The following is a 21,628-nucleotide window of genomic DNA, read 5'->3' on the forward strand; positions in this document are numbered from 1 at the left end:
GGCCGGGCGGACACCCGACAGCGGGTCAGCTGCCGGGCCGGACCACCACCGCCACCACCTCGACCGGCGCGCTGTAGCGGAAGTGGAGGACGAACGGCACCATGTCGCCGGCCTCCCAGCGGGTCTCCTTCGCCCGCGTCGTGATGCTCAGGTCCAGCGGGGACATGGTGACGGTGCCGCCCGCGGGCACCCGCACTGGAGCCGCCGTCCGTACGAGGTCGGGCCCGAGCCCGGAGCTCTCCCGCCTGCTGAGCAGCGTCTTCTCGACGCCGGACGACGTCACCTCGATCAACTGGTCGTCCGCGCCACCGATGTTGGTGATGTCGAAGAAGGCGGCCGTGTCCCGGCCGCTGCCGTCGGGCAGCAGCACGCGGCCGTTCCCGGCGGCGATCTGCGGCGGGCTGCCCGCGGCGCCGGTCGAGGTCCATGCCGTCAGACCGGCCAGCGCGAGCGCACAGGCCACCACCGGGACGATCGCGGCGCGCAGACCCTCGCGCACGCGTCGATCGATCGGGAGGCGGCCGCTCGGGATCCACTTCGAAAGCGAACGCGTCATCGCCCCGTACCTCCCGTCCGGCTGCCCGTCCCCGCCCGACGTACGTGCGGCGCCGGCCGCCAGCTGCGCAACCGGAGGCTGTGGGCCACCACCATCAGGGAACTCACCGACATCGCCGCGGCCGCGACCATGGGGTTGAGCAGCCCCACCGCGGCGAGCGGCACGGTGACGACGTTGTACCCGAAGGCCCAGACGAGGTTGGCCCGGATCGTCCCGAGGGTCCGCCTGGCCAGCTCGACGGCGTCGGCGACCGCCTCGATGTCGCCGCGCACCAGCGTGACGTCGGCCGCGCCGATGGCCACGTCCGTTCCGCTCCCCATGGCGATGCCGAGGTCGGCCCCGGCCAGGGCGCCGGCGTCGTTCACCCCGTCGCCGATCACGGCGACCCGTCGCCCCTGACCGCGTAACTCCCTGACGAGCCGCGCCTTGTCCTCGGGCGAGCAGTGCGCGTGCACGTCCCGGATCCCGAGCGTGGCGGCGACCCGGTCCGCGGTGGCCCCGCGGTCACCGGTGGCCAGCACCGGCTCCACCCCCAGCCGTCGCAGTCGGTCGACGGCCCGGTAGCTGCCGGGGCGCAGGACGTCCCCGAGGGCGATCAGGGCCTGGTCGGCGCCGTCCACCCGGACCAGGACCGGCGTGTGCGCGGCCGCCTCCGCCTCGGCCAGGGCCCGGTCCAGCGACGGATGGAGGTCCGCACCGGCGGCGCAGACCTCCACGCGGTGCCCCTCCACCATCCCGGTCACACCGATGCCCGCGGTGGCCCGGAACTCGGTCACCTCGGGCGGCGGCAGCGGGCTACGGTGCGGCTCCTGCCGGGAGTACGCGACCACGGCGCGGCCCAGCGGGTGCTCGGAACCCTGCTCCACCGCCGCGGCCAGCCACAGGGCCCGCTCCCGGCCCATCCCGGCGGGCACGGCCGTCACGTGCGCGACGGTCATCCGGCCGGTCGTCAGCGTCCCGGTCTTGTCCAGGACCACGGTGTCGACGTGCCGCAGGGTTTCCAGCGCCCGGGGGCCGCTGACCAGCAGACCCAGCTGCGCGCCGCGGCCGGTCGCCGCCAGCAGGGCGGTGGGGGTGGCCAGCCCCAGCGCGCAGGGACAAGCCACCACCAGGACGGCCACACAGGCCGTGACGGCTGCCTGCGGCTCGGCCCCGGCACCGAGCCAGAAGCCGAGAACGGTGACGGCCAGGGCCAGCACCACCGGTACGAACACCCCCGCCACCGCATCGGCCAGGCGCTGGGCCCGGGCCTTGCCGGACTGCGCCTCGGTCACCAGGCGGGTGATCCGGGCGAGCTGGGTGTCCGCGCCCACAGCGGTGGCCCGGACGGTCAGCAGACCGCCCGCGTTGACCGCACCGCCGACCACCGCCCGGCCAGGGCCCACCTCGACGGGTTCGCTCTCGCCGGTGACCAGGGAAAGGTCAACGGCCGAACCACCGGAGGACACCACCCCGTCCGTCGCCACCCGCTCGCCCGGCCGGACGACGAATTCCTGCCCCACCCGCAACTGCCCGATCGGGACGAGCCGCTCGCGGCCGTCCTCCCGTACGGTCACGTCCTTGGCGGCCAGACCGGCGAGCGAGCGCAGTGCCTCACCCGTACCACGGCGGGCCCGGGACTCGAGGAATCGCCCGGTCAGCACGAACAGCGGGACCCCGACCGCGGCCTCCAGGTAGATGTGTGCCACATCGCCGCCGGCCGAAGGCAGCAGGCTGAACGGCATCCGCATCCCCGGATCGCCCGCCCCGCCCAGGAACAGCGCGTACGCCGACCAGGAGAAGGATGCGATGACGCCCAGCGACACCAGGGTGTCCATGGTCGCCGCCGCGTGCCGCAGCCCCCGTGCCGCCCGGGTGTGGAACGGCAGCGAGCTCCAGACGGCGACCGGCGCGGCCAGGACGAAGCACAGCCACTGCCAGTTGCGGAACTGAAGGGCGGGCGCCATCGACAGTGCCAGAACCGGAACGGACAGCAGGGCGGTGATCAGCAGCCGCTGCACCTCCGCGCCGCCCGCGGAACCCTCCGTTCCCGCTGGCGGCGGCGTCCGGTCCGCCACGGGCTCGGGCGGCGCCGGCACCTCGGCGCTGTAGCCCGCCCGCTCCACCGCCGATACGAGGTCCTGCGCCGTCACGTGCGACGGATGCAGGACCCGGGCCCGCCCGGTGGCGAGGTTGACCGTGGCGCTCACGCCCTCGATCCTGGCCAGCCGCTTCTCCACGCGGTTCACGCAGGCCGCGCAGGTCATCCCGCCGACGATCAGATCGGTGGTGCCCACCACCACCTCCGTCCGCTCGGCCGTCACCGCGTGCCACCCGTAGCGCTGCCGTGCCCGTGCGGTCGTCCCAGGTCCCCGACGAAGGCCGGACCCTCGACTTCGGTGGACCGCATGCCGGGGGCCACCGGTCCGGCGCCCGCCCCCACCGCGTACGCCGCGCCGAACATCACTATGAGCAGCGCCACGAAGCCGGCGAGGGCGGGCGGGGGCGCCCACCGCTTCAGCGCGGTGATCGCCGGGGTCGGGTACTCAAGCCGGTCCGTCATCGTCACTCCGGAGTCTTGTACTCGGTTCCAGACGGACGAGGTGCCGATCGGGCCGTGCCGGAGCCGGGACGGCACTTCCTCCGGCGAGGTAGTCGCAGAGGAGCGGACGGTAGTTCCCGCGACGTCCGATTCCGTGGTTCCGCCCCCGCGAGCGTCGGGAGCGAGGTCACAGGGCCGGACCCTTATGGACCTCTTGCTCCGTATGTCAGGCTGGCCGGGCGCGTCGGGTCACCCGCCCGGCGCACGCCCGGCCGCCCGATCGACCGACAGGGAAAACGCCCATGTCCTTGCCGTTCCCGTACCGAGCCGCCCCGGTCGTGCTGGTCGGTGCCGTGACCGCCCTGCTCGCGGCGTGCACCCCCTCGACCGCCGCAGGCGCCGCGGTATCGGCTTCCGTCCCGGCCGCCGCGCCCCAGGCGGTCGTCACCCCCGCCGCTGCTCCTGCACCCGCACCCGGGGCCTCCACGCTGTCCATACCCGCCGCAGGTATCACCGGGCTGCGCGTGGTTCCGTACGAGGGCACCACCGACGACGTGGCGGGAACCCGTATCCAGGACCTGGGCGTGGCGGCCAGCCCTCATGGGAAGCGGGGCGGGGTCGGGCCGGGCCAGGTGGGCAACTTCCTCGTCACCGCGCACCGCCTGTCGGCCGGTGGCCCGCTGGGGAGACTGCCCGCCGTCGGACCGGGCGACACGGTCCTCGTGACCGTGGGCGAGGTGGTGTACACCTACGAGATCACCACGACCCGCAAGACGTCCTTCCGGTCGGAGCGCTCGCTGAGCGAACAGCGCGCCGCCGTGCCCGGGGCGCCCGGGGCGGCCCCCACCCAGGCGATGATCACGATCTCGACCTGCGCCACGCCGGAGGACCACGCCGAAGGCAACTTCTGGAGCGACGCCCAGGGCAATCCCGAGCACCGCATCGACAAAATAGGCGTGCTGCGCAAGACCTCCGCGGCCACGCCCGCCGGCTGACGCACGGCAGCGGGCGCCGCCGCACCGCTACGGCGTGATCCGCCGGTGCGCGGCGCGCGCGTGGAGGAGACGGGCGATGACGGTTCCGGTGCCTGCCGAGGCGAGGAGGCAGACGAGGCGCAGCAGGTCGTAGGGGGTCTCCCAGCTGAGCTCGCCCACGGGCGCGGTCGCGAAGACGTTGAGCACGAGCCAGCAGAGCAGGGCGGTCCCCGGGGCGGCGGTGAGGCGGGCTCCGGTGCTCACCACGGCCACGGCGAGGGAGAGCGCCATGAGGTCGACGGTGGGGTCGTCGGGTCCGTCCAGGAGGTTGAGCACGGCGATCAGGGTGATGGCTGCGACGGCCGCCGCGGCCCAGACCGAGGTGGTCGCGGCAGGGCTGGGTATGGGACGAACGCCCGAGCTGATCCGTTTCCACTCGACCATGCGACGCCTCCTTCGCGTGATGCCCCGCCGTCGGGGCTCTCGGAGATGATGCACCACCGGGGGAGGGCACCCGGCGCCGTGAGCGGGGCCGTTCGGCGGCGTCGGCGTTCCGCGCGCGGGGAATACTGGCCGAATGCGCCAGACGCCGCCGCCCGCCGCCGCCGTGGTTCCGGAGCCGGTCACGGCCGACCCGCCGCACCCGGTGCGCCGCCCCCTGCTCACCCAGTCCTGGCTCGACCTGGCGTTCCTGCACTGGGCCGTCGACCCGGCCCGGGTCGCCCCGCTGCTGCCGGCCGGCACCGTGCCGGACACCCTGGACGGGGTCACGTACGTCGGGCTGGTGGCCTTCCGCATGCACGAGGTCGGCTGGTTCCGCCTTCCCGGCGTCCCCTACCTCGGTTCCTTCCCCGAGACCAACGTCCGCCTCTACTCGGTCGACGCCCGGGGCCGTCGGGCCGTGGTCTTCCGCTCGCTGGACGCCTCCCGGCTGATCCCGGTGGCCGTCGGTCGGGCCGCGTTCCGACTGCCGTACGTCTGGTCCCGGATGACGGTCCGCCATGACGGTGACACGGTCACGTACACCAGTGGCCGGCGCCTGCCCGGCCCGCGCGGCGCGCACAGCCGGATCGCCGTACGCGTGGGCGGGCGCATCGCGGAGCCGACGGCCCTGGAGCACTTCCTGACCGCCCGCTGGGGCATGCACACGGAGTTCTTCGGCCGACCGCTGTACGTCCCGAACGCGCACCCGCGCTGGCCGCTGCACCGTGCGGAGCTCCTCGACTGCGACGAGGACCTGGTGGCCGCGGCAGGCCTGCCGGCCCCGGCCGGGCCACCCGTGAGCGTGCTCTACTCGCCCGGGGTCCCCGTGCGGTTCGGGCGACCGTCCCTGGGGCGCCCCTGACGCCGCTGCGGCGGCCTCGAGGAGCGACCCGGCGATGGGTGGTCTAGACCGCGGTGCGGGGCTCGTCGTGGCCGGGTGCGTCGTCCGCCACCTCGGCGGTCGGCGTCGTCGGCGCGGCCAGCGGGGCGGTGAGGTAGGCCAGCAGTCCGGCGATCTCGTGACCGGCCTCCGCCGGGTGCCGGAAGCGGGCGCCGGGGGCGACGACGTAGCGGTTGCGCCGCCCGTCCCGGGTCTTGTTGAGGTACCCGTCCGTCTGCAGGTCCGTGACGATCGCCTGTACGGTGCGCTCGGTCAGACCGCACTCCACCGCGATGTCGCGCAGCCGGATGCCCGGGTCGCGCGCGATGGCGATCAGCACCCGGGCGTGGTTCGTCAGGAAGGTCCAGCCGTTGCGTCGGGGGCCTGTGTGCTCGCTCTCCACAGCGTCATTCTTGAGGGATGACTCACGAAATGCAATTCCAGAACCAGTTTTCCGGTATTACTTGACGTGTGTCCCCGGCCCCGACAGGGTTCAGGGGAAGCGGAAGCAGAGTTCCGCATGACCACAGCCAACGAGCGACGCACCGCACCGCAAGCAGACGTGCCCAAGGAGCGAAGACGATGACCTTCACGGACACGGCCGAGGCCATGACCCCGACGACGGACACCCCCGGCGGTGGCACCGGCGGAGCCCCCGCACCCGGCGGGCTGCCGGACGTCCCCTGCCCACGGGAACTGTCGACCGGCGACGCCCGGGAGCTCACCCGGGTCTTCTTCGAACGGCTGCAGGGCCTCGAAGAGGGGACCCGCGAGTACCAGTACGTGCGCAACACACTGATCGAGATGAACATCTCACTGGTGCAGTTCGCCGCCCGCCCGTTCCGCGACCGCCCCGGCGGCCCCGAGAACGAGGACATCGTCCAGGTCGGCATCATCGGACTGATCAAGGCGATCGACCGCTACGACCCGGAGCGCAACACGCAGCTCACCACGCTCGCCCTGCCGTACATCACGGGCGAGATCAAGCGCCACTTCCGGGACACCACCTGGGCCGTACGGGTGCCGCGCCGCCTCCAGGAGCTGCGCCTGGAGCTCGCGAAGGCCACGGAGGAGCTGACCGCCGAGACGGACCACGCGCCCACCCCCGCGGAACTCGCCGAGCGGCTGGACCTCACCGAGGACGAGGTCCGCCAGGGCCTGGTCGCGGCCAACGGCTACTCCACGCAGTCCCTCGACGTCCCCCAGGACGGTGCGGCCGGCGGCACCCAGGTGTCCGCCGCCGCACGGACCACGCGCAGCCTCGCCGAGACCATGGGCGACATCGACCCCGCCCTGGAGGCGGTCGAGGACCGGCACGCCCTCGCGCCCCTGCTCGCCGACCTCGACGAGCGCTCCATCCAGATCCTGGAGCTGCGCTTCGGCCAGGAGATGACCCAGGCGGAGATCGGCGAGGAGATCGGCCTCTCCCAGATGCAGGTCTCCCGCCTGCTCACCCGCACGCTGGGCTCCCTGCGCGAGGAGCTGCTGCACGCCTGAACGGCGCGCCCGACCCGGGCAGACCCGAAACCGAACCCGCCGGGCCGGCCCGGCGGGTTCAGGCACACCCGGGTCGGCCCGTCCGTAGGCGCTCGGCGTCGAACTCGGCCCAGACGACCTTGCCCCGTCCGATCGCCTGGACGCCCCAGCGGTCGGCGAGCAGGTGCACCAGGCGCAGACCGTGCCCGCCTGGTCGGCCCGGTCGGCCCGGACGCAAGGCGGGCAACGGCCGCGGGAGCTCACCGCGCCCGTCGTACACCTCGACGCGGAAGACGTCCCCGGCGCGGAGCATGAGCTCGTGGCAGCCGCCGGCGTGCAGCTTGGCGTTGGTGACGAGTTCGGACACGACCAGGACCGCGTCCTCGGCGGTGTCCCGACCGTCCCACCCCCAGTCCTCCAGCGCCTCGCGGGTGAACTGGCGGCCGCGCGCCACCTGCCGGAAGGCGTCGCGCAGGGCGAGCCGGCGGAGCTGGGGGAAGGCCGGCCCCCGCGCGTCCGGTACGGGCCCGCCGGTGTCCGGTCCGATGGTCTGCACTGCGCACTCACCTCGTCCTCGGCTGTCGTGTCGTGGTCGCTTGTACCCGCCTTTGCGAAACGGACGCCCCGTTTGTCCGGGCGAGGGCCGGGCACGCGCGACGGGACCCGTCCCCGAGACCCATCCAGAGGAGTCATGAACAGCCTCGTGCACGTACTGGCCGTCATCGGCGGCTCGATCCTGCTGACCTTCGCCGCGGGCAGGCTGACCGACCTGCTGCTGCGGCGCGCGGATGCCCGGCACCCCGAGACACCGCTCTGGAACATGCTGCGCCGCTGCCGTACCTCGGTACGGGTGCTGCTGTTCGCGGCGGTGCTGCGCGCCGTGTACCGGCAGATCGCCTGGGAGCCGCTGCAGGAGCACGAGGCGGCCGTGGGCAGGGCCCTGACACTGGTGCTCATCGGGGCGAGCGCGTGGTGCGTCGTCCTCGTCACCTCCGCCGTGGTCGAGTCCTCCTACGCCCGCTACGCGCTCGGCACGCGCGACCCGTCACGCGTGCGCAGGGTCCGTACCCAGGTGACGCTGATCATGAGGATCGTCACCGCCGTGGTCGCCGTGGTGGCCGCGGCGGCGATGCTGCTGACCTTCCCCGACCTCCGCGCCGTCGGGACCTCGCTGCTGGCCTCGGCCGGGATCATCGGCATCGTCGCGGGCGTGGCCGCCCAGTCCACCCTCGGCAACCTCTTCGCCGGATTCCAGATCGCCTTCGGCGACATGGTGCGGATCGGGGACACGGTCGTGGTGGCCGGCGAGTGGGGTGTGGTCGAGGAGGTCACGCTCACCTTCCTCGCCGTGCGCACCTGGGACGAACGCCGGATCACCATGCCCGTCTCGTACTTCACCGGGCGCCCCTTCGAGAACTGGTCGCGCGGCGGGGTCCAGATGACCGGCACGGTCTTCCTGCACTGCGACCACACCACCCCCGTCGCGCTGATGCGCGAGAAGCTCCGGGAGATCCTGGACGGCTGCGAGGCGTGGGACGGCAGGGGCTGGGACCTGGCCGTCACCGACACGACGCCCAGCGCCATCGTGGTGCGGGCGATCGTCACCGCGAAGGACGCGGACGATCTGTGGACCGCCCGCTGCACGGTGCGCGAACATCTCGTCGCCTGGCTGACCGAGAAGCACCCGTACGCCCTGCCGCGGGTCTCCACGTCCGCGGCCGCCGTCCCGTCGGCGTACGCGGACGGCGTTTCGAAACGCGCACCCGGGTCAGACGCGTGAGCAAGGAGTCGAAAGACATCAGCAAGGCGGATGAGAGGAGTCGGGACATGTCGAAGGTGGCACGCCTGCCGGGCCGTGCGGAGCACCGGTGGGAGTGGCAGGAGGCGGCGGCGTGCCGGGAGCTCGGTACGGACCGGTTCTTCCACCCGGCGGGGGAGCGCGGTGAGGAGCGCTCCGTGCGGGAGCAGGAGGCCAAAGAGGTCTGCGCGTTCTGCCCGGTACGGACGGAATGCCTGAGCCACGCGCTGCGCGTGCAGGAGCCGTACGGGGTGTGGGGCGGACTGACCGAGGACGAGCGGAGGGCGCTGGGTGCGCGCAAGGCGGGCTGACCGACCGGGAGACCCCGCGCCGTACGCGGCGATCCCCCCGGCCGGCGGCCCGACGGGCGCGTTCAGCGACGCGCGCCCAGTTCCGCGACGATCGAGGCGGGCGTATGGCCGCTTCCGTCCGACAGGCGGTGGAAGTCGACGGAGACGTAGTTCGGGTCGCGGCCCCCGGTGGCCGACCTGCACTGCTGGGCGATGCGGTCCCGCAGCCTGGCGCCGTTGTCCAGGGCCGCCGTGAGGACGGTGGGTACGTTGCGGTGGTGGCTCATGGTGAACAGGCGCCGGAATCCGGGCTCCTGGCGGTCGAGCGGCACGTCCGGCCAGCGGCTGACGCAGGAGAGGTCGTTGCCCAGGTCTCCGAGGCTCCAGAAGTTGCTCACGGTCCAGGACTTGTCGTACATGACGCCCAGGTGTTCCCGGTCGGAGCGGTCGGAGAAGATCAGCAACCGCTTGCCGGAGGTGACGAGGTCGGCCACCTTGGGCCAGCCCTGCTGCCGGACGCCCCACTGGTCGGGCCGGAACACCATGTCCTGGAGCCCCCTGACCCGGCCGAGGGACGCCTGCAGCTGATCGGCGCCGACGTAGTCCTCGAGGAAGACGGTCACGACCTCCTGCGGATGGGCGGCGAGGAAGTCCACCACGGTCTGCATCGTGCCGTGGAAGGTCTGCCGCGGCAGGGCGTACGTGGCTCCGGCGAAGGTCTTGCAGTCGCCGTGGCACAGGTACACGTCGCTCGGGTAGCAGTCGCTGCCGAAGCTGATGATGCACAGCCAGGTGCTGCGTTCGTACCAGTGCGTGTCCAGGCTCAGGCCGCGCACGCCGCCTTCGAGCTGGGCGCGCACGGACTCGGACTGGTTCACCGAGCTCCAGCGGGAGTCCTCGTAGTTGGTGAAGGCGTTGTGGGTGGTCAGGAAGGCAACCTCGTCGAGCCGCCGGTCGCCCCAGCGGGCGGTTGCGGCCGCGGCGGCCGTGCTCGCGGTGGCCGGAGAGGACTTCTCGGCCGTGGCCGTGGCCGTGGTGGCGGCCGTGGCGGGAGCAGGGGCCGCGGCCCGCGGCGAGGCGGCCGCTGTGGTCACCGTGCCCAGAAGGGCCAGCAGGAGGAGGCACACCAGGGCCCGCGACCGCATCCGTAAGCGCATGTCCATGTCAATCAACATGGCGCGGAGGATAGCGCGCGGGCCGTGGATCCGCCCCCTGTGAACGGCAGCGGTCGTGGTCCGACGCGCCCGGCTCGCGCGCGTCGGCGAATGGGGGTTTGGTTGAACCATGAGCAGGCGGCGCGTGCCGGTGCGAGCGCACCGGTCGCCGCACCACGCCCCCGACGTGCCGGAGGAGGGCGGAGCATGCCCGGACCTGGAGCGGTACCTGGACCCGCACCTGTACCTCGACCCGCACCCGGACGGATGCCCGGCCGCCGCCGGTGCGCAGCAGCGATCGCCGTCGCGGCGGTCTGCTCCTCGATGCTGGTCGCCCCGGAACTGGCCGCGGCGCGCGCACAGCCGTCGCCCTCGCAGACCGTCCCCCGGCTGGACTGGAGCCCCTGCAAACCCGGCAGCCCGTACGACTGCGCGACGGCCCGGGTGCCGCTGGACCACGCGGCCCCCGCCGGCCGCACCATCGACCTGGCCGTCGTCCGCCACAAGGCGGGCGACCCTGCCAAACGCCTGGGCACGCTGTTCGTCAACCCCGGTGGCCCCGGCGGCCCCGGGACGGTGCAGGTGCCGCAGAACTACGACTCCTTCCCCAAGGACCTGCGCGAACGGTTCGACATCGTCAGCTGGGACCCCAGGGGCATCGGCAACAGCACCGCGGTGAACTGCTTCGACAGCCCCGAAGAGGCCCGGGCCTGGGGTGCGTCCAAGCCGGGCGGATTCCCCGTGGGCGAGAAGGAGCGCACGACCTGGATCGACGCGTACGAGGACCTGGGCCGCCGCTGCGAGAAGCGCGACCCCGACCTCCTGCGCCACGTGTCGACCGCCGACACCGCCCAGGACCTCGACCTGCTCCGCCGGGCGGTGGGGGAGCCGCAGCTCAACTACCTCGGCGTCTCCTACGGCACGATCCTCGGCGCCACCTACGCCAACCTGTTCCCCGACAAGGTCCGCGCCATGGTCCTCGACAGCAACATCGACCCGCTGGCCTGGACGAACAACGCCTCGACGGGCGAACCGCGGACCACGACCCTGCTGCGCATGGGCTCGGACCGCACTGCGGCGACGACCCTGAACAAGTTCCTCGACCTCTGCGGATCGGCCACCACCGCCCGCTGCGCCTTCTCGGCCGGCAGCCCGCAAGCCACCCGCGACAAGTTCGACCGACTGATGGGGCGCCTGCGCGAGCACCCGGTGGGCCCGTGGACGTACGCCAACACCGTTGCCGACACGGTCAGCAGCCTCTACATCGTCCGCCCGGGCTGGACCGCTCTCGCCGCCCGGCTCCAGGACCTCTGGCAGGGCCGCACCCCGAAGCCGCCCCAGTACCCGCCCCCGCCCCCGGTCGCGAACCCGAATCCGTACCTGGGCGAGGAACAGGCGGGAGCCGTGTGGTGCGGCGACAGCCCCAACCCGCGCGACCCGGCCGTCTACCACGGTCTGGAGGAGGACAGCGCCCAGCGGGCCGGCGACGCCGGACGCTACTGGACCTGGTCCGGTGAACCGTGCGCCACCTGGCCGGCCCGGGCCGCCAACCGGTACGAGGGCCCCTGGAACAAGCCCACGGCCAACCCCGTCCTGGTGGTCGGCACCACGTACGACCCCTCGACGCCCCACTCGGACGCCCAGGCCATGGCCGAGGAACTGGCCGACGCCCGGCTGCTCACGAACAACGGGTTCGGCCACACCGCACTGTTCAACAACAACAGCACCTGCATCAACACCCACGAGAGCCGCTACTTCATCGACGGCACGCTCCCGCCGCCCGGCACGACCTGCCAACCGGACCGGCTGCCCTTCTCCTGAAGTGACCGGCGACCGGGTCACGGGACGAGGACGACCTTCCCGGCGACCGTGCCGGACTCGGCGAGGCGCATCGCCTCCGCGGCGCGCGCCAGCGGGATCTCGGCCGCGACCTTGGCGGTGATCTCGCCGCGCTGGAGGGCGGTGAACACCTGGGTGAGGTCGGCGCGCAGGCGTGCCCGGAAGCGGTCCTTGGCGTAGGCGCGCCCGGCCCACACGTTGAAGAAGTACGCGCGGCGGCCGTTGGGCAGCGCGTTCCACACCCACACCCGGCCGAGCAGCTCCAGCACCGGCCACGAGCCGGAGCCCTCGTCGTCGCGGGTGGCGGCGCTGCCGTAGGAGACGAGCGTGCCGCCGGGAGCCAGGAGCCGCCAGGACTCGACGATGCCGTCGCCGCCCACGTGGTCGAACACCGCGTCCACTCCGCCGGGCGCGAGGGCCCGTACCCGTGCGTGGACGTTCCCGGAGCGGTAGTCGACGGGGGTCACCCCGAGAGCGAGCAGTGCGTCGTGGTGGCGGGTGGAGGCGGTGCCGATCACGTGGGCGCCCGCGGCCAGCGCCAGTTGGACCAGGATCGAGCCGACCCCGCCGTTGGCGCCGTGGACCAGGACGGTCTGGCCGGCGCGCACCCGGGCCTTGCGGTGGAGCATCTGCCAGGCGGTGATGCCGTTGACCACGGCGGTCTCGGCGTCCACCGGGCTGACGCCCTCGGGCACCTCCACCACGTCGGCGGCGGTGAGCGCGACATGGCTCGCCCAGCCTCCGGTCTTGGTCAAGGCGGCGACCCGCTTGCCGAGCAGCGCCGGGCCGACGCCCTCGCCCACCGCCAGCACCGTGCCGACCAGGTCGTACCCGGGGACGAAGGGGAACGGCGGCTGGTCGTAGTACCGGCCGCGCCGCATCTGCTGCTCGGCGAAGGACACGCCCGTCGCCTCCATGGCGACGACCACCTGGCCGGCCGTCGGCACGGGGACGGGGCCGCGGTGGAACTGCAGGCCCTCCGGCTCGACCTTGCCCGGCAGAACGACCTCGACCCGCTCGACGGTGTTCGTCATGATGACCTCCAGTGAGTTCCTGCTTCTCGTGTTCGTTAGAAGCTATAACAAGAGTGATCGGCTATCTCGGCAATGTCAAGGGAGTGGCACGTCCGATCGAGAGTGGTTGTGTCGATGGTGATAGCCTCTAACTGATCTGGTGGTGTTGGGCGAGCGGTGAGAGGCGGCGGGCATGACCGGCCATACGAAATCCCCCCGGGAGCGGTACCGGCAGCAGGTGCGCGAGGAGGTCAAGGAGAAGGCCTGGCAGCAGATCGCCGGCTCCGGCGCCTCGGCGCTCTCCCTCAACGCGATCGCCAAGCAGATGGGCATGAGCGGACCGGCGCTGTACCGGTATTTCGCCAACCGCGACGAGCTGATCACCGAACTCATCCGTGACGCCTACCGCAGCCTCGCCGACGCCTTTGTCGCCGCCGCCGGCGGGGGAGCGGGCCGGCCCGACCCCGCCGGGCTGGCGCAGGTGCTGCGCACCTGGGCCCTCGCGGACCCGCACCGCTACTTCCTCGTATACGGCACCCCGGTGCCCGGCTACCACGCACCGCCGGACGTCACGGTGATCGCCTCGGAACTGATGTCGGTCCTGCTGGACGCCTGCGTCGCAGCCCTACCGGCCGTGCACCCGGGCGCGGAGCCGGACGCCTTCGAGGAGCACCTCGACGCGCACCGCGCATGGGCGGGCAGCCACCCGGACGCCCCGCCGTCGGCGCTGCACCTGGCCCTGACCTTCTGGAGCCGTCTGCACGGCGTGCTGTCCCTGGAACTGGCGGGCCACTTCACCGGCATGGGCCTCGACCCGGCCCTGCTCTTCGCCGCCGAGGTCGACCGCCTCGTGACGCCCTGAGCCGCGTCAGATCCAGAAGAAGAACCGGTCGAGCGAACACCTAGCGTGGGAGCGGAGGTTCAGCACGCCGTCGTACTCCGCCCACAACAGGTGCTCGGGAACGGTGACGTAGCGGAGCCTGTCGAGGATGCCGCTGATACGTGCCAGATCGGTGGCGTCCAGCAGGTACTCGACCGCCGGTGGCCGTCGGGCGCCGCCGCCGCTCCGCTCACAGGCCGGTGACCTTGGCGCTCGCCGACAGCTCGTAGACCAGCGTGACCGTCCGTCGGCCGCCCGGCGCGAGCGGGACGTCCCAGCGGGCGATGCCTTCGGCATCGACCGAGTCCGGGGCCGGCGCGCAGGCCTCCTTGCGCAGGCGCACCTCCACTGCAGAGACCTCGGAGACCGGGATCCGCTCCCGGACGACGACCACCCGTTCGCCGTGGTCCCCGGGGGCGGAGAACCGGGACAGGTGCAGCCGGACCGTGCGGGTGACCACCGTCCGCTGGCTGAAGCCGGCCGAGTCCCGGGACTCCTCGGCGGACCGGACCACCCGGTGGTCGTCGCAGCTGCCGAAGGCCAGCTCGACCGGGGCGCCCGGGGCGGTGAAGTCCAGCGTGCCGCGGCCGCTGAACCCGCTGCCGCGGACCAGGTCCACGGGACCGGCCAGCAGCGCGTGACCGGACCGGTTGTCGAAGGACACCACCCGGGTGACCAGCGGGGACAGCTCGGGCGAGCAGGCGTATTCGCTGCTGGCGGCCGTGCTGAAGGCGGAGAGCGGCACCCGGTGGGCGCGGCCGTCCCCGCGTACGGAGACCGGTACGGGGGAGTGCAGCACCCGCGCCTCGCCCCCGTCGTCCACCCCGGGCAGGCCGAGCACCGGGGCCGCCGGACCGAGGTCCCCGATCTCCTCCTCGCGCAGTTCGACGTCGACCGTGCGGCGCTCCGCCGGCGTGCGCTCACCCAGCGTGAGGCGGTCCTCGCCCAGCCGGGGCGGCTCGGTGGCCAGCGCCGACCGGGCCGTCGACAGGGTCAGGCGCACGTCGGACCAGTCCTCGCCGGTGCGCTGCCAGACCATCGCGTCGGACTCCAGCGTCAGCGCGTCCCCGTCCAGGACGGCCCGGTAGGCGGGCCGCCACAGCGCGCACGGGGTGAGGTGGCCCAGGCGCAGCCGGACCGGACCGGCGGCCGCGCTGTCCACGGTCAGCTCGATGTGACCGACCAGTTCGGCGGGCTCGGTCTCGGAGCGTTCCATGGCCTGCCGGGTCTCCCCGAGTTCGACGGCGAGGGCGGCCAACCGGGCGTCCACGGAACGCAGTCGCTCACCGTACGCATCGCGCTCGCCGTCCACCCGGTCCATCTCGCGGGCCCAGCGGGGCCCGTCGGTCTCCCCGGAGCCGGCGCCCTCGCCGATCTCCCGCAGCAGATCGGCGGCGAGGCGGCCGAGCACGTCGAGCCGGCCGTGCAGCCGGTCGCGCCGCTGCCCCAGGGCGAGTTGCTCCTCCTCGAGGGCGTGCACGCGAGTGCGCAGGGCGGAGTCCTCGTCGGCGGACGGCAGCGGTCCGCGCGGCTCCCAGCTGCGGACGATCCGTACGTCGAGCACGGTGGCCCGGTGTTCGGCGGCCAGCTCTGCGTGCAGGGTGCGGTCGACGGCCAGCGCGCTGACCGGACCGAGCCGCAGCCGCTGGACCCCCGCCTCCAGGTCCAGTACGGCGGCGCGTTCGACGTGGGCGCGGTCCTCCAGGCAGGTGACGGCGGTGACGGGAAGGGCGATCGGCTTCGGGGCCGTGGACATGATGGGTGTCAGCTCCTGCGGTTGCCGCCGACCAGGGCCTTGCCGGCCGGGATGCGGATCTCGTAGCCGCCGTCGAGGGCGGTGGTCCCCCCGGCGGGCAGGTCCACCCGCCAGATGCGGGTGCCCGGGGCGTGGTGTTCCGGCCCGGCGCCGTCCTCGGGCGTCGTCCAGCCGGCGCGTTCCTCGATCCGGACATCCGGATCGGAGGTGACGGGCACCCGCTCGTGGACCTCGACGGTGACGGGTCCGGCGAGCCGGTTGGCCAGTTCCACGTGGACCTGGTGGTCGAGCACCGTGATGTTGTTGCGCAGGCCCGCGGTCGACTCGCGCAGGTTCGTACGACGGGTGACCCGGACGCCCTCGGCGGGTCCGAGCCCCACCCGGCGCACCCCACCGGGTGCGAGCGTGGGCAGGGCGGCGGTCAGTAGGAAGTCCTCACCCATGGTGACCTCCACCGGGCCGGCCAGCAGTGCCTGGTCGGTGGCGTTGGAGAGCACCAGCGTCGCGTACACGGTCTGCTCCACGGACGGCACGCAGACGTACTCGGTGCGCAGACCGACCGGGATCTCCCCGACGGTGACGGTGTGCCAGGTGCCGTCCGACGGAATGTCGGCCCGGGCGGCGGCGTCGAAGCGGTGGTCGAAGGAACCCGCCGATTCCCGGGGCCGCACGGCGTGTCCGGGCAGCGGCAGCCCGTCCACCCGCTCGGCGAGGCGGCGGTGCTTCGCCGCCACCGGGTCGGCGGGGGAGTCGGCGAACAGCCGGCCCCGGCGACCACCCTGCTCGTCGGGGCCGCACAGGACGAGCGCGGCGTAGTCGAGCTCGGCGCCGCTCGGCTGCGGCGGACCGGCCACCGGCTGCGGAGCCGGCGCGGGCGCAGGCGGAGCCGCCCGGCCGGGAGCAGCAGGAGCCGCGGGAGCGGGGGCCCCGCCGAAGGCCGCGCCGCCGCCCCGCGGCCTGCCGGCCGGCCGCGGGCGGGCCGGCTGGGCGAGGGCGGGCATCGCGCCGGCGACGTCCCGGGAGGCGTCGAACGCGCCGCCGGGCACCGGGAGGGCGCCGTACGCCTGTGGCGCGGGCGCGGGCGCGGCCGCGGCTGCCGGGGCGGGTGGCGGCGGAGGGGGCGGAGGGGGCGGCGGTACGGGACCGGCCGCGGAGCCGACCCGGACGGCCGGCGGCAGCACGGTCGGGGCCGGGCGGCGGGCGCCGGCCGCCTCGTAGCCGGCGAACAGGTCGGAGAGGCCCACCGGAGGCTCGCGCCAGCCGGACGGCGCCAGGGCGGGCTGCCGGCGCCCGATCCGGACCGAACGGAGCTTCGGCAGGTCGGTGCGGCGCCGGAGGTCGGCGGTGGCCAGGGCGATGTGCACACCGGTCCAGTCCTCGCCGGTGCGCTGGGCGACCGAGGCGCGCAGCACTAGCTGGCCGTCGCCGTCGCCCTGACGGTGCGTGAGCCGGTACGCCGGTACCCAGACGGCTCCCGGAACCCCGTACTCCAACTCCAGCTCGACCTCCCCGTCGGCGCCCTCCGCGTCCGCCGCGGCGTCGAGGGTCAGGAGCGCGGAGACCGTGGTCTCCACGTGCGCCTGCGGAGCGTCGGTGGAGGCGCGGGCGAGCCGGTCCGCGGCGACACCGAGCTCGTGCCCGGCGAGACGCAGCGCGTCCTCCAGCTCGACGAGGCGGGCGTGCAGCCGCGTCAGCCGCTCCTCGGCGAAGTCGGCGAGCTCCAGCCACGCGTCGACCGGGGTGCGGCGGTGCGGCGCCTCGGGGTCGGGAGCCGGGGGCACCGGCCGCAGGGCCCTGACCTCGTCGATCAGCACCCGTTGCCGGTCCCGGCGGCCCTGCGCCGCAGCGTATGCGTCGCGCAGCCGCTCGACCTCGCGCCGCAGGGCATCGGGCGCGCCGGTGGTGCGCGGTTCGGCCCCGACCTCCACCCGGGCCTCGGTCACGCGGACCCCGGGGGCACCCAGCACGTTCGCCCGGAGCGACCCCGGGTCCAGCGAGCGGGGCAGCCCCGTCACGCGCACCCGTCCGTCCGCCGGCAGGCTGCCCCGGACCAGCCGGCGGCAGACCGCGCCCTGCGCGTACACCACGACCGAATCGAGCGTCGAATTCCACCGTCGTACCGTCTGCGCCGTCATGTGCTCCGCCCCCCGATGCGTCCGTGCCGGTCGAAGCCTACGCCCGAGCGGTCCGCGCATCCGTGCCGAGCCCCGATGTCAGTGGCCTGTCGTACGGTCAGGGTGTGTGCACGTCCGACGAAGTCCGTGAAATCGCCCTCGCCCTCCCGGAGACGACCGAGAAGGAAGCCTGGGCCATGCCCACCTTCCGGGTCGCCGGGAAGATGTTCCTGACGCTGCCCGACGACGAGACGTCACTGGCCGTCCGCTGCCCCAAGGAGGAACGCGACGAGCTCGTCCGCGCCGAGCCCGAGAAGTTCTGGGTCGCGGACCACGAGGCGTCCTTCGCCTGGGTACGGGCGCGCCTGGCGGCCCTCGACGACACGGACGAGCTGCGCGCCATCGTCGTGGACTCCTGGCGCCAGGCCGCTCCGCCCGGCCTGCTCAAGGACCACCCCGACCTCGGGCCCCCGGGACCGGCCTGAGGCCCGGGGCGGGGCCGCCGCCGGCCCGTACGGGTCCGCCGGCCCGTACGGGCTCGCCGGGACGGGCGGGTACCGACGGGAGGGGGGATATGGAGAGACCATGGTCAGGTGCGAAACGTTCCGGGGCGTGATCAGCAAGCCGACCAGCGTGCGCTGAGAGAGGCACTGGTCAGGGCCTGTGCCGACGCGGGAGCGTCCATCGGCATGCTCTACCTGCCCGACCCCGACCCCACCCGGCGCGTACTGCACCTGACATTGGTCTCCGGACTTTCCCGCGAGTTCGCGGGCCCGTGGTCGCGGGTCGCCCTGGACGATCCCATTCCGGTGGCCGACGCGGTCCGTGAAGGCCGGCTCGTCTGGCTCGGCGGCCAGGAGGACACGGCCCGCCGCTATCCGCGCCTCGGTCTCGTCCTCCCGTACGACTTCGCGCTCGCCGCCACCCCTCTGACCGGGGAAGCCGCCGGGCGGGCCGCCGAGCCCACCGGGGCCGGCCTGGTGTTCCTGTGGCCGGGCTCGCACGGGCCCGACCTCGACGAGCGGGAACTCAAGGCCCTGGAATCGGCCCGAGGCCTGCTGGCGCGCATCCTGCTGCGAGCCGCCGGCGACGGCCTGCCACTGCGGCCACCACCGCGTCCGATCGTCCTGCGACCGCTCCCCTCACCCACGCCGGGCCCGGCCGAGGCGGCGGCCACCATGGCCTTCGTCCGGCGCCTCCCCGGGGGCAACTGCGCGCTCGACCTGAACGGCACCATCACCTTCATCACCCAGGAGGCGGCCGACCTGCTCGGCGCGCCCGTTTCCGGGCTGCTCGGGGCCCTGCCCTGGGAGGCCCTTCCCTGGATGGACACCCCCGCCATCGAGAACCACTACCGGGCCACCGCGATGAGCCGGCTGCCCCGGAGCTTCACCGCCGGACGCCCCACCGGACAGCAGCTGTGCTTCGACCTCTACCCGGACAACACGGGCATCAGCGTCCGCATCACCCCGGTCGGCTACCGGGCCGGCTCACCGGTCCCCCTGCCGCCCGCGGACCCCGAGCAGGCTGCACCGAGCCGGGCCACCGCGCTCTACCCGCTCATGATGCTGGCCGTCACCCTCACCGAGGCCGCGCACGCGCAGGACGTCGTGGAGAAGGCCGCGGACCAGATCGTTCCCTCCCTAGGAGCCCACGCCCTGGCCCTGCTGGCCGAACAGGACGGGCGGGTGCGGATCGTCGGCCACCGCGGGTACTCCGCCGATCACCTGGCGGAGCTCGATGGCACCCCCGTCTCGGCCGACACCGCCATCACCCACATCCTGCACACCTCCACCCCGCTGTTCTTCGGCGACGTGGGCGAGCTCCTGGCCGCCCACCCCGACGCGGTGGTCGAGGAGGGCATGGCCGCCTGGGCGTTCCTGCCCCTGATCGCCTCCAACCGCCCCATCGGCTCCCTCGTCCTCGCCTATGCACACCCCCGCGTCTTCGCCCCCGGCGAGCGCGCCGTCCTGACCTCGATCGCCGGGCTCATCGCGCAGGCCCTGGACCGCGCCCGCCTCTACGACGCCACCCACCAGCTGGCCCGCAGCCTGCAGACCGGCCTCCTGCCCCACACCCTGCCCCGCGTCCCCCGTCTCGACGTGGCCGCCCGGTACCTGCCCGCCGCACACGGCCTCGACATCGGTGGCGACTTCTACGACCTCATCCGCATCGACGACACCACCGTCGCGGCTGCCATCGGCGACGTACAGGGCCACAACGTGAATGCCGCCGCCCTCATGGGCCAGGTCCGCACCGCCGTCCACGCGGGCGCCGGCGCGCCACCGGAGGAGGTCCTCGCCCGCACCAACCGGCTCCTGACCGACCTCGAACCCGGACTGTTCACCAGCTGCCTGTACGCCCACATCGACCTCGTCGGCCATACCGTCCGCCTGGCCTCCGCCGGCCACCCGCCACCCCTGCTGCGCCACCCCGGCGGGACGACCGAGATGCTGGAGCCGCCGGCCGGCCTCCTCCTGGGCATCGAGCCCGGGGCCTCGTACACGGCCGTCGAGATCCCCTTCAGCCCCGGAACCCTCCTCGCCCTCTACACCGACGGGCTCGTCGAGGCCCCCGGCCGGGACATCGAGGACGCCATCGGCGCGGTCGCGGGCCTGATCGCAGACGCACCCGAGCACCACCCGCTCGATGACCTGGCGGACGAACTCATCGAGCACGCCCACCGCGACGGCCCCCGCCCCGACGACATCGCCCTCCTACTGCTGCGCACCGAGGGCCGGGTCCCCTCCACGGGCGCGCACCGCACCTGAACCGTCCCCGAGCACGCCCGGGGGCTGCCCGGGACGACGGCGTCCGGCGGTCCGCGCTCAGCGGTCCGCGCTCAACGGTCCGTGCCCAGGCGGACCAGCATCTTGCCGGTGTTGGCACCGGCCAGTACCCCGAGCAAGGCGTCGGCCGCCCGCTCGATCCCGTCGGCGACGGTCTCCTCCGTACGCAGGGTCCCGCCGGCCAGCCAGCCGGCCGCCTTGCCGATCCACTCGGGGAACAGGTGGAAGTGGTGGGAGACCAGCATTCCCCGCAGGGTCACTTCGTGGGCTGCGGCCCGGAAGAGGTTGTCGGGACCCGGCGCCGGCCGCAGGGCGTTGTAGCCGCTGATCGCACCGACCATGGCGATCCGCCCACCGGGACGGATCGCGCCGATGGCGGCCTGGAGGTGGTCGCCGCCGACGGCGTCCAGGTAGACGTCGATGCCCTCGGGGGCGGCCTCCGCGAGCTGGCCGGGGAGATCCCCCCGGCGGTGGTCGAGAGCCGCGTCGTAGCCGAACACGTCCAGCAGCTTCTTGGTCTTGTCCGGACCGCCGGCCGAGCCGATGACCCGGGACGCGCCCAACTGGCGTGCCAGCTGCCCGGCGATGCTGCCCACCGCCCCGGCCGCTGCGGAGACGAGGACGACATCGCCCTCCTTGACCGGCGCGGTCCGGGTCAGCGCGGTGTACGCGGTCAGGCCCGTGGCGCCGAGCGCCCCGAGGTAGGCGGTCGGCGGGGCGATCGAGGTGTCGACGACGGTGGCGGCACCGGCGTCCAAGACCGCGTACTCCCGCCAGCCGAGGAAGTGCGAGACGGTCGCCCCGACCGGAACGGACGCGGCACGGGAGGCGACCACCTCGCCGATCGCGCTGCCTTCGAGGGCGGCGCCGAGGGCGAACGGCGGCATGTAGGAGGGAACGTCGTCCATCCGGCCCCGCATGTACGGGTCCACCGACATCCATGTGTTGCGCACCAGGATCTGGTCCTCGCCGAGCTCCGGCAGCGGGACGGCAACGAGCTCGAAGTCCTCGGGCTTCGGGGTACCGGTGGGGCGGGAGGCGAGGTGGACCTCACGGGAAACGGTCATGGCGTCTTCCTTCGGTGTGGACGGGGACCGCTCGGTCG

The 21,628-nt window shown here is 73.7% G+C and carries 20 protein-coding genes; 9 read left to right on the top strand and 11 right to left on the bottom strand.

All coding sequences use genetic code 11. The features are described 5' to 3' along the window. Window positions 1-25 precede the first annotated feature (25 nt). From ACIQK6_RS26350 to ACIQK6_RS26360, 3 genes are read right to left on the bottom strand one after another with little or no spacing between them, the layout of a single operon-like run. On the bottom strand, window positions 26-556 hold the full coding sequence (locus ACIQK6_RS26350; protein WP_329106351.1) for a copper chaperone PCu(A)C: 531 nt from the start codon (window positions 554-556) through the stop codon (window positions 26-28). Further along, a complete protein-coding gene (locus ACIQK6_RS26355) occupies window positions 553-2,802 on the bottom strand; it encodes a heavy metal translocating P-type ATPase (RefSeq protein ID WP_402695630.1) in 2,250 nt (749 codons plus the stop codon). The genes ACIQK6_RS26350 and ACIQK6_RS26355 overlap by 4 nt, the downstream gene beginning before the upstream one ends. Window positions 2,803-2,855: 53 nt before the next feature. After that, complete coding sequence (locus ACIQK6_RS26360) at window positions 2,856-3,098, bottom strand: hypothetical protein (RefSeq protein WP_329106356.1); 243 nt, start codon at window positions 3,096-3,098, stop codon at window positions 2,856-2,858. A gap of 281 nt (window positions 3,099-3,379) precedes the next feature. On the opposite strand from ACIQK6_RS26360, the gene ACIQK6_RS26365 reads away from it, so the two are divergent. Further along, window positions 3,380-4,072 (top strand): sortase domain-bontaining protein, encoded by a 693-nt coding sequence (locus ACIQK6_RS26365; protein WP_329106358.1) that lies wholly within the window; start codon window positions 3,380-3,382, stop codon window positions 4,070-4,072. 27 nt (window positions 4,073-4,099) lie between these two features. Here the strand turns inward: ACIQK6_RS26365 and ACIQK6_RS26370 are convergent, their stop codons facing one another. After that, entirely contained in the window at window positions 4,100-4,495 is a 396-nt protein-coding gene (locus ACIQK6_RS26370) for a DUF4118 domain-containing protein (protein WP_329106359.1), read from the bottom strand. Window positions 4,496-4,628: 133 nt separating this feature from the next. Here ACIQK6_RS26370 and ACIQK6_RS26375 point away from each other — a divergent pair, with 133 nt between their 5' ends. Beyond that, window positions 4,629-5,396 (top strand): DUF2071 domain-containing protein, encoded by a 768-nt coding sequence (locus ACIQK6_RS26375; protein ID WP_329106361.1) that lies wholly within the window; start codon window positions 4,629-4,631, stop codon window positions 5,394-5,396. A 43-nt stretch (window positions 5,397-5,439) separates the two neighbouring features. Here the strand turns inward: ACIQK6_RS26375 and ACIQK6_RS26380 are convergent, their stop codons facing one another. Then, window positions 5,440-5,817: a helix-turn-helix domain-containing protein gene (locus ACIQK6_RS26380; RefSeq protein WP_329106363.1), complete on the bottom strand. Its 378-nt coding sequence runs from the start codon at window positions 5,815-5,817 to the stop codon at window positions 5,440-5,442. Window positions 5,818-5,996: 179 nt separating this feature from the next. Between ACIQK6_RS26380 and ACIQK6_RS26385 the strand changes: the two genes are divergently transcribed. Further along, entirely contained in the window at window positions 5,997-6,911 is a 915-nt protein-coding gene (locus ACIQK6_RS26385) for a SigB/SigF/SigG family RNA polymerase sigma factor (RefSeq protein ID WP_402695587.1), read from the top strand. Window positions 6,912-6,969: 58 nt separating this feature from the next. On the opposite strand, the gene ACIQK6_RS26390 is transcribed toward ACIQK6_RS26385, so the two are convergent. Further along, window positions 6,970-7,446: an ATP-binding protein gene (locus ACIQK6_RS26390; RefSeq protein ID WP_329106367.1), complete on the bottom strand. Its 477-nt coding sequence runs from the start codon at window positions 7,444-7,446 to the stop codon at window positions 6,970-6,972. A 135-nt stretch (window positions 7,447-7,581) separates the two neighbouring features. On the opposite strand from ACIQK6_RS26390, the gene ACIQK6_RS26395 reads away from it, so the two are divergent. Further along, on the top strand, window positions 7,582-8,670 hold the full coding sequence (locus ACIQK6_RS26395; protein WP_402695588.1) for a mechanosensitive ion channel family protein: 1,089 nt from the start codon (window positions 7,582-7,584) through the stop codon (window positions 8,668-8,670). Between the two features lie 47 nt (window positions 8,671-8,717). Beyond that, window positions 8,718-8,999 carry a WhiB family transcriptional regulator gene (locus ACIQK6_RS26400; RefSeq protein ID WP_329106371.1) on the top strand — a complete coding sequence of 94 codons (282 nt, stop codon included), beginning with the start codon at window positions 8,718-8,720 and terminating at the stop codon, window positions 8,997-8,999. Window positions 9,000-9,061: 62 nt separating this feature from the next. Here ACIQK6_RS26400 and ACIQK6_RS26405 read toward each other — a convergent pair whose 3' ends face one another. Beyond that, window positions 9,062-10,153: a PI-PLC domain-containing protein gene (locus tag ACIQK6_RS26405; protein WP_402695589.1), complete on the bottom strand. Its 1,092-nt coding sequence runs from the start codon at window positions 10,151-10,153 to the stop codon at window positions 9,062-9,064. Window positions 10,154-10,399: 246 nt separating this feature from the next. On the opposite strand from ACIQK6_RS26405, the gene ACIQK6_RS26410 reads away from it, so the two are divergent. Then, window positions 10,400-11,953: an alpha/beta fold hydrolase gene (locus ACIQK6_RS26410; RefSeq protein WP_329106376.1), complete on the top strand. Its 1,554-nt coding sequence runs from the start codon at window positions 10,400-10,402 to the stop codon at window positions 11,951-11,953. 17 nt (window positions 11,954-11,970) lie between these two features. Here the strand turns inward: ACIQK6_RS26410 and ACIQK6_RS26415 are convergent, their stop codons facing one another. Further along, window positions 11,971-13,005: a medium chain dehydrogenase/reductase family protein gene (locus ACIQK6_RS26415; RefSeq protein WP_329106378.1), complete on the bottom strand. Its 1,035-nt coding sequence runs from the start codon at window positions 13,003-13,005 to the stop codon at window positions 11,971-11,973. 172 nt (window positions 13,006-13,177) lie between these two features. Here ACIQK6_RS26415 and ACIQK6_RS26420 point away from each other — a divergent pair, with 172 nt between their 5' ends. Next, complete coding sequence (locus ACIQK6_RS26420; RefSeq protein ID WP_329106380.1) at window positions 13,178-13,846, top strand: TetR/AcrR family transcriptional regulator; 669 nt, start codon at window positions 13,178-13,180, stop codon at window positions 13,844-13,846. 208 nt (window positions 13,847-14,054) lie between these two features. Here ACIQK6_RS26420 and ACIQK6_RS26425 read toward each other — a convergent pair whose 3' ends face one another. Both ACIQK6_RS26425 and ACIQK6_RS26430 read right to left on the bottom strand, forming a co-directional pair. Further along, complete coding sequence (locus tag ACIQK6_RS26425) at window positions 14,055-15,620, bottom strand: DUF4139 domain-containing protein (protein ID WP_402695590.1); 1,566 nt, start codon at window positions 15,618-15,620, stop codon at window positions 14,055-14,057. Between the two features lie 8 nt (window positions 15,621-15,628). Beyond that, window positions 15,629-17,755 (bottom strand): DUF4139 domain-containing protein, encoded by a 2,127-nt coding sequence (locus tag ACIQK6_RS26430; RefSeq protein ID WP_402695591.1) that lies wholly within the window; start codon window positions 17,753-17,755, stop codon window positions 15,629-15,631. A gap of 104 nt (window positions 17,756-17,859) precedes the next feature. On the opposite strand from ACIQK6_RS26430, the gene ACIQK6_RS26435 reads away from it, so the two are divergent. Next, the gene (locus tag ACIQK6_RS26435) at window positions 17,860-18,219 is read left to right on the top strand and encodes an MmcQ/YjbR family DNA-binding protein (protein ID WP_329106386.1); all 360 of its coding nucleotides are present in this window, start codon (window positions 17,860-17,862) and stop codon (window positions 18,217-18,219) included. Between the two features lie 108 nt (window positions 18,220-18,327). After that, entirely contained in the window at window positions 18,328-20,505 is a 2,178-nt protein-coding gene (locus tag ACIQK6_RS26440) for a SpoIIE family protein phosphatase (RefSeq protein ID WP_402695592.1), read from the top strand. Between the two features lie 71 nt (window positions 20,506-20,576). On the opposite strand, the gene ACIQK6_RS26445 is transcribed toward ACIQK6_RS26440, so the two are convergent. Continuing rightward, entirely contained in the window at window positions 20,577-21,590 is a 1,014-nt protein-coding gene (locus ACIQK6_RS26445; protein ID WP_402695593.1) for an NADP-dependent oxidoreductase, read from the bottom strand. Window positions 21,591-21,628 lie beyond the last annotated feature (38 nt).

It is taken from the genome of Streptomyces sp. NPDC091682, from assembly GCF_044756625.1.
Taxonomy (GTDB): Bacteria; Actinomycetota; Actinomycetes; order Streptomycetales; family Streptomycetaceae; genus Streptomyces.

Bases quoted from the DNA above. Each gene is read 5' to 3' on its own strand.
- ACIQK6_RS26350 (WP_329106351.1), bottom strand. From the start codon at position 556: ATGACGCGTTCGCTTTCGAAGTGGATCCCGAGCGGCCGCCTCCCGATC.
- ACIQK6_RS26355 (WP_402695630.1), bottom strand. From the start codon at position 2,802: ATGACCTGCGCGGCCTGCGTGAACCGCGTGGAGAAGCGGCTGGCCAGG.
- ACIQK6_RS26360 (WP_329106356.1), bottom strand. From the start codon at position 3,098: ATGACGGACCGGCTTGAGTACCCGACCCCGGCGATCACCGCGCTGAAG.
- ACIQK6_RS26365 (WP_329106358.1), top strand. From the start codon at position 3,380: ATGTCCTTGCCGTTCCCGTACCGAGCCGCCCCGGTCGTGCTGGTCGGT.
- ACIQK6_RS26370 (WP_329106359.1), bottom strand. From the start codon at position 4,495: ATGGTCGAGTGGAAACGGATCAGCTCGGGCGTTCGTCCCATACCCAGC.
- ACIQK6_RS26375 (WP_329106361.1), top strand. From the start codon at position 4,629: ATGCGCCAGACGCCGCCGCCCGCCGCCGCCGTGGTTCCGGAGCCGGTC.
- ACIQK6_RS26385 (WP_402695587.1), top strand. From the start codon at position 5,997: ATGACCTTCACGGACACGGCCGAGGCCATGACCCCGACGACGGACACC.
- ACIQK6_RS26395 (WP_402695588.1), top strand. From the start codon at position 7,582: ATGAACAGCCTCGTGCACGTACTGGCCGTCATCGGCGGCTCGATCCTG.
- ACIQK6_RS26400 (WP_329106371.1), top strand. From the start codon at position 8,718: ATGTCGAAGGTGGCACGCCTGCCGGGCCGTGCGGAGCACCGGTGGGAG.
- ACIQK6_RS26405 (WP_402695589.1), bottom strand. From the start codon at position 10,153: ATGTTGATTGACATGGACATGCGCTTACGGATGCGGTCGCGGGCCCTG.
- ACIQK6_RS26410 (WP_329106376.1), top strand. From the start codon at position 10,400: ATGCCCGGCCGCCGCCGGTGCGCAGCAGCGATCGCCGTCGCGGCGGTC.
- ACIQK6_RS26415 (WP_329106378.1), bottom strand. From the start codon at position 13,005: ATGACGAACACCGTCGAGCGGGTCGAGGTCGTTCTGCCGGGCAAGGTC.
- ACIQK6_RS26420 (WP_329106380.1), top strand. From the start codon at position 13,178: ATGACCGGCCATACGAAATCCCCCCGGGAGCGGTACCGGCAGCAGGTG.
- ACIQK6_RS26425 (WP_402695590.1), bottom strand. From the start codon at position 15,620: ATGTCCACGGCCCCGAAGCCGATCGCCCTTCCCGTCACCGCCGTCACC.
- ACIQK6_RS26430 (WP_402695591.1), bottom strand. From the start codon at position 17,755: ATGACGGCGCAGACGGTACGACGGTGGAATTCGACGCTCGATTCGGTC.
- ACIQK6_RS26445 (WP_402695593.1), bottom strand. From the start codon at position 21,590: ATGACCGTTTCCCGTGAGGTCCACCTCGCCTCCCGCCCCACCGGTACC.